The 9846-nt window shown below is 65.4% G+C and carries 9 protein-coding genes and 1 pseudogene; 9 read left to right on the forward strand and 1 reads right to left on the reverse strand.

The window, feature by feature from the left end; translation table 11 throughout:
• Nucleotides 1-1443 (reverse strand): DHA2 family efflux MFS transporter permease subunit (locus tag AC1DWT_RS46765; RefSeq protein WP_477925867.1); only part of this gene is annotated, 1443 nt, incomplete at its 3' end.
• 334 nt (nucleotides 1444-1777) lie between these two features.
• Between AC1DWT_RS46765 and AC1DWT_RS46770 the strand changes: the two are divergent.
• From AC1DWT_RS46770 to AC1DWT_RS46810, 9 genes and pseudogenes are all read left to right on the forward strand, one after another.
• A pseudogene (locus AC1DWT_RS46770) lies at nucleotides 1778-2405 on the forward strand (IS5 family transposase); the annotation flags it as partial.
• 555 nt (nucleotides 2406-2960) lie between these two features.
• On the forward strand, nucleotides 2961-3542 hold the full coding sequence (locus AC1DWT_RS46775) for a TetR/AcrR family transcriptional regulator (protein WP_061698953.1): 582 nt from the start codon (nucleotides 2961-2963) through the stop codon (nucleotides 3540-3542).
• Nucleotides 3543-3622: 80 nt separating this feature from the next.
• Entirely contained in the window at nucleotides 3623-4180 is a 558-nt protein-coding gene (locus AC1DWT_RS46780; RefSeq protein ID WP_477925868.1) for an LLM class flavin-dependent oxidoreductase, read from the forward strand.
• Between the two features lie 5 nt (nucleotides 4181-4185).
• The gene (locus tag AC1DWT_RS46785) at nucleotides 4186-4950 is read left to right on the forward strand and encodes an LLM class flavin-dependent oxidoreductase (protein ID WP_477925869.1); all 765 of its coding nucleotides are present in this window, start codon (nucleotides 4186-4188) and stop codon (nucleotides 4948-4950) included.
• Nucleotides 4951-4993: 43 nt separating this feature from the next.
• On the forward strand, nucleotides 4994-5710 hold the full coding sequence (locus tag AC1DWT_RS46790; RefSeq protein ID WP_477925870.1) for an NADPH-dependent F420 reductase: 717 nt from the start codon (nucleotides 4994-4996) through the stop codon (nucleotides 5708-5710).
• A gap of 14 nt (nucleotides 5711-5724) precedes the next feature.
• Complete coding sequence (locus tag AC1DWT_RS46795) at nucleotides 5725-6471, forward strand: NADPH-dependent F420 reductase (protein WP_477925871.1); 747 nt, start codon at nucleotides 5725-5727, stop codon at nucleotides 6469-6471.
• An 803-nt stretch (nucleotides 6472-7274) separates the two neighbouring features.
• Nucleotides 7275-8387: a Re/Si-specific NAD(P)(+) transhydrogenase subunit alpha gene (locus AC1DWT_RS46800; protein ID WP_477925872.1), complete on the forward strand. Its 1113-nt coding sequence runs from the start codon at nucleotides 7275-7277 to the stop codon at nucleotides 8385-8387.
• A complete protein-coding gene (locus AC1DWT_RS46805) occupies nucleotides 8388-8717 on the forward strand; it encodes an NAD(P) transhydrogenase subunit alpha part 2 (protein ID WP_477925873.1) in 330 nt (109 codons plus the stop codon).
• Nucleotides 8717-9846 (forward strand): NAD(P)(+) transhydrogenase (Re/Si-specific) subunit beta (locus AC1DWT_RS46810; RefSeq protein ID WP_477925874.1); only part of this gene is annotated, 1130 nt, incomplete at its 3' end. The genes AC1DWT_RS46805 and AC1DWT_RS46810, both read left to right, overlap by 1 nt.

The raw sequence follows: 9846 nt of genomic DNA on the forward strand, positions 1-9846 counted from the left end.
TGCTGCTGCGAGCAAGCCGCAGGACCCGATTGACGCGGCAACAGTGAAAGCTCCTTGGGCACCGTCGATCGGGGTGACGTCCGCCGAAAAGATGCTGATGGCAGAGATCAGTAYCGCGACCCCGGCGGCTCCGCCCAATTGCTGAATCGTATTGAGTGCGGCACTGCCGTGCGGGTAAAGCTGGTGTGGCAACGCAGATAGAGCGAGCGTGAACAATGGAGTCCACATGAAAGCGGTGGCGGAGCAGAACAGCAAGTGTGCCAACAGAATCACCCATATCGGCGTGTCGAGGGTGATGGTGCTCATGAACCACAGGGCAGCGGCTGCGATGCCAGCACCTGGGATTGTCAGCCGGCGTGCGCCGGTTCTGTCGTAGTAGCGACCGACGATTGCCGACACGATGGAGATGGTGGCGCCGCCAGGGACCATCAGCAGACCCGTCTCGAGAACCCCCAGCCCGAAAACGGTCTGGTATACGAAGGGCAGCAGAATCGCGATGCCGAAGGCGGTCATGACCATGAAGACCATGGCGATGGATGCACGGCAGAAACCGCGGTGGGCGAAGATCCGCATGTCCAACAGCGCTGCGTCTCGATGCTGTAGGCGAATCTGCTGTAGGACGAACAGTAAGATTCCGGCAACGCCTGCAGCTAGGGCGAACCAGAATGTGATCGGAAGATGGCTGCCGGACGACTCGCCGATGCTGGCGAGCGCGTAGATAATTCCTCCAAATCCGATGGTGGACAGAATAATTGACCTGATACAGAGGGTGACCGGGCGGAGTTTTGACACGTTGGGCATTTTGAGGGCGCCGATGATCAGCATGATTACAGCAAGCGGTAGCACCAGAATGAAGATCCAACGCCACGTGAAGTTGGCGACGATCAGACCGGAGATGGCAGGTCCGATCGCGGGTGCTACTGCCGTGGCGATGGAGATAATGGCCATCATCTGGCCGCGACGACCTTCTGCAACGAGTCGGAACGCGGTTGCCATCAGTAGGGGCACCAGGACGGCGGTGCCGGCAGCTTGAACAATGCGCCCGGCGAGCAGTATTTCGAAGCCTGGAGCCGCGGCGGCAATTGCTGTTCCGGCAGTGAACAACCCCATCGTCGCGAGGAACAGTGGCCTCAGCTGGATGCGTTGCATCAGAAATCCTGTTGCGGGAATGATAACTGCCATGGTGAGTGCGTAACCCGTGGTGAGCCATTGTCCGGTGCTTGCGTCGACTCGAAGGTCGTCCATTACATCCGGAAGGGCGACACCCATCACCATCTCGTTCAACACGACGATGAACGCGGAGCAGGCCAACACCCCGATGGCTAGAATCTCGCCAGGCAGGAGGCGGCGGTCATTCGGTCCCGCGTCATCCGCGTCGGGAGGATCGAATCCGATTGTGCCGACGTCCGTGCCGGGAACGTTGGGGTCAGTGCTGCTGGTCATAAAGGTGCCTCGGAATCTGATCGTCTTGTTGGGGTGTCGGACTGAACTTGGGCGACGTTGAGGGTGTGCCCAATGCTCAATCGGAGAACCTCTCCGGTAAACTCGGAAAAGAATACGGAGTGTGTCTCCATATTGTCAACGAGCGGGCTGTAGCAGTGGCTGAGGCGGATGGAGCGGCGCGATGAGGATCTCAACGCTCGCCGCGATGAGATAGAACGCGAGCGGCGTTATTCCGCCGTGGCCGCTGTTGCAATGGCTCGGTGCGGTGAAAAGACGGCTCTCTGCTTCCGGCGGGCTGTCGGAACCGTTGTCGAGCGCCGTAGTCGAGCGGTTGGTGCCGGATGCGTTGTGGGAGATCGTCGAACCGTTGATTCCGCGCTTCGCCGCCCGCCCGCAGGGGGTGGAGCGCGCCGGTCGCCGATCGTGCGATCTTTACCGCGATCGTGTTYGTGCTGACAAGTGGGTGCGCGTGGCGGCACCTTCCGCCSTCGTTCGGRGTGWCCGTCCCTACCGCGCACCGCCGGTTCACCGCATGGGCGGCGGCGGGGGTGTTCGAAAAACTGCATCAAGCCCTGCTTGACCGGCATGCGGCGCCGGCGAACTCCACTGGTCGGCAGCGATCAGATCCTGGACGCGGCAAGCGTCCGGGAAAAAGGGGCCTCGATCGGCCGGACCCAGCCCGGTCGATCGGGGTAAGAAGGGATCGAAGATCCACGTCCTATCCGATTCGAACGGAATCCCACTGGTCGTCGACGTTTCCGGAGCGAATCCCCACGACAGCACCTTGCTGCGTCCAGGCGTGGTCCGCGCCGCCGTAGACCCGAAAACTCCGAGCCGACAAGGGCTACGACGTCCACCGTCGGTGGCTGCGCGCATAGGGCATCGTCCCGCGCATCGCCCGACGCGGGATCGACGGGAACGATCGGCTCGGCAGATACAGGTGGAAGATCGAACGCACCATCGCAAGGCTCACCGGTGGTCGCCTGGGTGGGAAGGGCTGCGACGCGGTACCTCGGGAGAAGGCCGGTATCGGTTCGGGGATGAATAACGCGACTCGGGAAGTCGGAGGAACGCTCGAAGTGGCGGTGATCGGAAGTGTGACGCCTCCTGTAAGCCTCATCGCTCGCTACCTCGGACGCCGCGCAGGACCTACCCGAGAACGTGGATCGGTCGTTGGGGGTCCGTCGGCGCCGCTGTGATCGCATCCGACCAGTTGGGCGCAATGAGGCATGGGCGCAGCGTAGCCCGGGTCGGACGCCTGGGAAGCGCGCTTTTCTCGACGGACTGCCTGCGGGACGGATGTCGCTGCAGGCCTCACCGCCGAACGTGCGATCGTGGCCGAACGGTTTCTTCCATCGTGTCCGAATCGGGGTGACGCTAACGAGGATGAGCGACACAAAGGATTCCGCAACCATGTCTGCGGTGACCTGAGTTGCCGTTCCCTGACTGCTGTCTGTCCTTGGCTGCCCGAACTGTATTTGGAGGTATCCTCCATTTAGTAGATGAGAGGGGCTGGCATGGCTGAGGCGACACGGGCGGGACGTAAACCGCGTGCGGATGCACTGAGGAACCGCGCGCACATTCTGGAGATCGCCGAAGCGGTGTTCTCGGAGGAGGGGGTCACGCGATCGATGGACACGATCGCCAAACGCGCCGGCGTCGGCCCCGGAACGTTGTACCGGCACTTCCCCTCTCGGGACGCTCTCCTCGCCGAACTTCTCCGCAGCCGGGACGACACCCTTCAAGCGCGCCGTGACGTCATCGAAGGCCGGCACTTCGACTCCGCCGCCGCGTTGGAGCAATGGCTGGACGCGCTCGGCGAGTGGGCGTCCGCTTTCGACGGGCTCCCCGATCCCCTGCGAGAGGCGTTGCAGGAGAAGACGTCGCCGCTCGCTTTGACGTGTCGCGGCTTCATCACCACGACCGACGACTTTCTCGCTGCCGCGCAACGCGACGGGACTGCACGCCCTGACGTCCGTGGGCGCGAGCTCTTCCTGGCGGTGCTGGCCACGGTCTGGGTGAGTAGCGCGGCAATGGCCGACGCATCCTCCGCGACGGGCCTACGCACGCTGCTGCGGTCGGGCTGGGCGACCGGCTGACCACCCGCTTCGACAATCGGAGATCTCCTCCGTATAGTCGATCCCGTGAAACGGATGCAGTCTCCGAATAAGTGCGCGGCATGAGCGGCGAGCAGATGCTGCTGTCGATGCAGCTGGTCGGCGGGTACGGCAGCGAACCGGGTGCATGGCGGCTGCCCGGTGTGGACCTGAACAGCCACACGGACATGGACGCCTACGTGCGGTTCGCGCGGAGCGCCGAACGCGGCAAGATTCAATTGCTGTTCTTCGCCGACACCCCCGTGCTGGACGCAGACCTGGCGCGTCAACCGCTCCGTTATGTCCTCGATCCGATCGTGGTGATGACGGCCATCGCGCGGGAGACCGCGAGGATCGGGTTGGTGGCCACGGGCTCGACGACGTTCACCGAACCGTTCAACCTCGCCCGGCAGTACAAGGCACTCGACGTGATCAGCCACGGCCGCGTGGGGTGGGACGCGGTCACCCCGTCGAGCCCTGACGCCGCAGCGAACTTCGGCGCCGCGGTGCCTCCGCGGCATCAGAAGTACGAACGGGCCCACGAGGTGGTCCACATTGTCGAGTCACTCGGGGGCAGTTGGCAACGGGACGCGTTCGTCGGCGACGTCGACCGCGGTGTGTTCGCCGACCCGACAAGGTGAGCCCGGTGAACGTGCGGGGCCGGTATGTCGCGTCGCGCGGCCCCTTGGTGATCCCACCGTCGGAGCAAGGGCAGCCAGTGATCTTCCAGGCCGGCGGCGGGCAGGAAGGGATCGAACTGGCCGGGATGTACGCGGACGGTGTGTACGCCAACCCGTACACCATCGAAAGCGGGCGTGCACTACGCGAGGCGCTGCGCGCGTCGGCGGTGGCTGCCGGCCGGGACGCGGACGACGTGAAGATGTTCGCCGGGTTCATGCCGACCGTCGCCGACTCGAAGGCGGATGCGCTCGCGCGGCGTCGTCGACTCGACGAATCGATCGATCTCCGCCACCGCATCCAGTACCTCGGAGCGATGCTAGGGCTTCGCCTGAGCTACGACGACATCGATCGACCCGTCCCCGGTGACATGCTCGCCCGCGCCGTCGCCAACCCCGCCGACCCGCGATCAGAGCGAGCCCTCGAGGTCGTTCGCGAAGGGTGGTCGCTGCGAGATGTCATCGCGAACGGCGTCATCGACAACCACCCCGTCGTCGCCGGCACACCGGAGGACGTCGCCGATCACATGCAGGAATGGTTCGACGCCGGTGCGTGCGACGGCTTCTCGATCGCTGTCGACGGTCTGCACGACGGCGTCGACGCCTTCGTCGATCGGGTCGTGCCGATCCTGCAGAAACGGGGAATCTTCCACCTCGACTACGAGGGCCCGACGCTGCGCGACAACCTCCATGCCGCACCACGGTACGGTCGCGACCCGCGCCTGACACGATGACCGACCGAACCACACCTCAGATCGATAAGGAACGGAGCACCTCATGAGCACACTGGGAATCATCGGGAGCGGGAACATCGGTGCCGCGGTCGCACGGCTGGCGGTGGCAGCCGACATCGACGTCGTGATCGCCAACTCACGCGGCCCCGAGAGCCTCACGGATCTGGTCGACGAACTGGGACCCCACGCCCGGGCGGGCACCGTCGAGGAGGCTGCGCACGCCGGCGAGGTCGTGGTACTCAGCATCCCGGCCACCGCCTACAGCACTCTCCCCGACGGACTGTTGGGCGGGAGGACGGTGCTCGACACCGGCAACTACTACCCGTCCCGCGACGGACGGATACCCGAATTGGACTCTGGGCAGTACAACCAAACTCAGCTGAACCAGACACACCTGCCCGACGCCGCATTGGTGAAGGCGTTCAACAACATCCTCGCGCACCACATCCCCCAGCTCGCGCGGCCGTCCGGCGCACCGGACCGCAGCACTCTGCCCATCGCCAGCGATGATCCCGACGCGCTCGCTGTCGCAGCCGATCTCATCGACCGCCTCGGCTTCGACATCCTCGACGCCGGACCCGTCTCGGAGACATGGCGTTTCGAGCCCGAGTCGGCCGCGTACACGCAGATCTACCTCGCCGATCCGACTGTGCCGCTCAAGACATACACGTCCGCCCCCGCCGCGCCGGTCTCGAAGGACACGCTGCGCGCAGCACTCGCCTCCGCCACACCCGTGGACGTGGCCGGCCGCACGTACTAACAGGAAGGTTAGCTATGAAGATCGGAATTCTCGGCGCCGGATACATCGGCGCCACACTGGCTCGCAAGTTGAGCTCGGCCGGGCACGAGGTGAAGGTCGCCAACTCACGCGGCCCGGACACCATCGACGCCGACGTACTCGCCACCGGGGCATCCGCAGTAGACGCCGCAGACATCGCGGCCGACGTCGATGTAGTCGTCTTGTCCATCCCGTTGCACCGCATACCCGGAATCGCGCCTCTTGTATCGACTGCTCCTGCGGATACGGTCGTCATCGACACCTCGAATTACTACCCCGCACGCGACACGCGGATCGAGGCCGTCGAGTCGGGCCAGGCCGAGAGCTTGTGGGTGCAGGAGCAACTCGACCGGCCGATCGTCAAGGCGTGGAACGCGATCGGTTCCGATTCCTTCGCCACGAGAGGCGCCCCCGCCGCGAGCCCCGGGCGCATCGCCGTACCGGTGGCAGCCGACGATCCCCGCCACCGGCGGGTCGGCATCGCACTCGTCGACGACACCGGGTTCGACGGGTACGACGCAGGGACCCTCGCCCAGTCGTGGCGGCAACAACCGGGCACACCCAGCTACTGCACGGATCTCACTCGCGACGAGATGGCGGCCGCGTTAGCCGCCGCCGACGCCGAGCGATCACCGAAGCGGCGTGACATCGCAGCAGCTGCGTTCGCCGAGAGATACGACAGCCCGACCCTCAACCCGACAGCCGACCACGCAGTCCGCCTCAACCGGGCACTCTTCATGTGAACGACACACTGCCGTGCGTCACCTCACCGTGACGGGCAGCAACGCCACCAACCGTTGCGCTATCGGGTTTCAGATCCAGTGCAGCGGGATCGACCTTGGGTTTGTCGCCCCACAGCGTCCAGGTTCTGACCTAATGCGCAGAAGGGTGACGTAGCCGCCTCGGCGCGAACGCGTGGTACCGAGCAGCCGAACCGCAACCATCCAACACCGCGACCGGACGGCATCGGTCGCCGGAGTCCTCGACGGACACTGGTGTCTCGTCGGCGCCACCACCGCGTGGGCGGTCGCGGTAGTGCCGACTCGACTCGACTCGTCGAGCTTCTGCCGGGGGACGAGGCCGCAGTAAGTGTTCTTCGGATTTCTTACTCAGCAAGCGTTTCGGCTCTTCTGCCCACCGCACGGTATCTCTCGGCTCGCGCAAGCACCACCGGGAACGGTTGGATGATCGGCGTCGAACGGTTGGTGTCTATAGCATCACCGATCATCGCAGGGCTACTTGATCGCCGCAGACTGGACACTACACAGCAAGTCATCGTCTACTCGACGCCCCTGCTCCTCGCCGCCGCCGACCCATGCGGCGTCGTCTTGGGTTTGGAGTGTGGGCGCCAGAGACACAACGACACAAACGACGTTCTTGGCGTAACCTCCCCAGCAAACGCCCGTAACCCGGTCGARAAGCGCGCCAGCAACGATCCGCAAGAAGGCCTACCTGTGCGGTGGTGGCTTCACGAAATCCGATGCTTCTGCAACGTTTTCAACGCCCATTCCTACAGTGAGTCAATTTCTATTTGAAAGGTTTTCACTTGAGTACATCGCAGAGCGCGTCGACTGCGCGCCCGACGGTCGGCGTCGTTCGGGAGTCGAACGACGGTGAGCGTCGGGTGGCGTTGGTGCCGAAGGTCGTGGCCGCGTTGATCGCCAAGGGCGTCGACGTGGTGGTCGAGTCGGGTGCCGGTTTGGGCGCGCTGATTCCGGACGAGTTGTACACCGAGGTGGGCGCGAAGATCGCCGACCCGTGGTCGGCGGACGTGGTCGTGAAGGTCGCGCCGCCGTCGGACGAGGAAGTGGGCCGGTTGCATGCCGGGCAGACCCTGATCGGGTTCCTCGCCCCCCGCAACCAGGACAATCAGGTCGCCGCGCTGAAGTCTGCCGGGGTGCAGGCGTTCGCGGTGGAGGCGATCCCGCGGATCTCCCGCGCCCAGGTGATGGACGCGCTGTCGTCGCAGGCGAACGTGTCCGGGTACAAGTCGGTGCTGCTCGCGGCGTCGGAGTCGACCCGGTTCTTCCCGATGCTCACCACCGCCGCCGGCACGGTCAAGCCGGCGACGGTGCTGGTGCTCGGTGTCGGTGTCGCCGGCCTGCAGGCGTTGGCGACGGCGAAGCGKCTCGGSGGCCGGGCCACCGGYTACGACGTGCGCCCGGAGGTCGCCGACCAGGTCCGCTCGGTCGGTGCCCAGTGGCTCGATCTSGGGATYGACGCCGCCGGTGAGGGCGGCTACGCCCGCGAGCTSACCGAGGCGGAGCGGGCGCAGCAGCAGCAGGCSCTCGAGGACGCGATCAAGGGCTTCGACGTGGTCATTACCACCGCGCTGGTGCCGGGCCGTCCGGCGCCGCGGTTGGTGACCGCGGCCGCGGTGGAGGGCATGAAGCCCGGCTCCGTGGTGGTCGACCTGGCCGGCGAGACCGGTGGTAACTGCGAGCTAACCGAGCCCGGTCAGACCGTGGTCAAGCACGGGGTGACGATCTGCTCGCCGCTGAACCTGCCCGCCACCATGCCCGAGCACGCGTCGGAGCTGTATTCGAAGAATATCTCCGCGCTGCTCGAGTTGATGCTCGTCGACGGGGCGCTGGCCCCCGATTTCTCGGACGAGGTCCTCGCCGCGTCCTGCGTCACCCGTGAGGAGGGTGTGTCCTAGATGTATACCGAATTGTTGGCGAACATCGCGATCCTGGTGTTGTCCGGGTTCGTGGGGTTCGCGGTGATCTCGAAGGTCCCGAACACGTTGCACACCCCGTTGATGTCGGGCACGAACGCCATCCACGGCATCGTCGTGCTGGGTGCGCTGGTGGTGTTGGGCAAGGTCGAGAACCCGCCGTGGGGGTTGCAGGTGATCCTGTTCGTGGCCCTGGTGTTCGGAACGATCAACGTGGTCGGTGGTTTCGTGGTCACCGACCGGATGCTGGCGATGTTCAAGTCCAAGCCCACCCCCACCGCTGTTGCTGCTGAGAAGGGTGGGAACCGGTAATGGAATACCTCGTCAACGTGCTGTACATCGTGGCGTTCGCGATGTTCATCTACGGTCTGATGGGCCTGACCGGCCCGAAGACCGCGGTCCGCGGCAACCAGATCGCCGCCGCCGGCATGGTCGTCGCCGTCGTCGCCACCCTGATCGCGATCCGGGACACCTCCAACTGGGTGCTGATCGTCACCGGCCTGGTCATCGGTGTGGTCCTCGGGGTGCCGCCGGCGTTGCGGACGAAGATGACCGCGATGCCGCAGCTGGTGGCGTTGTTCAACGGGGTCGGTGGCGGCACCGTCGCCCTGATCGCCTACGCGGAGTTCCTGGACTCGGACGGGTTCACCGCCTTCGCCCATGGTGAGTCGCCGACGGTGCACATCGTCATCGCGTCGTTGTTCGCGGCGATCATCGGGTCGATCTCGTTCTGGGGTTCGGTGATCGCGTTCCTGAAGCTGCAGGAAACGTTGCCCGGCCGCCCGATCGGCATCGGGAAACTGCAGCAGCCGCTCAATGCGGTGCTGCTGATCGGGGCCGTCGCATTGGCGGTGGCCATCGGGGTCAAGGCCATCGACCCGGCCGGCCCCACCAGCCAGTGGTGGATCGTGGGGGTGCTGGTGCTGGCGGCGGTGCTCGGGTTGATGGTGGTGCTGCCGATCGGCGGCGCCGACATGCCCGTGGTGATTTCGCTGCTGAACGCGCTGACCGGGTTGTCCGCGGCGGCCGCCGGTCTGGCGCTCAATAATCAGGCGATGATCGTGGCCGGGATGATCGTCGGGGCGTCGGGTTCGATCCTGACCAACCTGATGGCGAAGGCGATGAACCGGTCCATCCCGGCGATCGTGGCCGGCGGGTTCGGCGGCGGTGGTGTCGCGGCGGCGGTCGGGGACGGGACCGTGAAGACGGCGAAGTCCACCTCGGCGGCGGACGCGGCGATCCAGATGGCGTACGCGAATCAGGTGATCGTGGTCCCCGGGTACGGGTTGGCCGTCGCGCAGGCCCAGCACGCGGTCAAGGACATGGCCAAGCTGCTCGAGTCGAAGGGGGTGGAGGTCAAGTACGCCATCCACCCGGTCGCGGGCCGGATGCCCGGGCACATGAACGTGCTGCTCGCGGAGGCGGACGTCGAGTACGACGC

The sequence above is a fragment of the Rhodococcus sp. P4_B6 genome, from assembly GCF_056402215.1.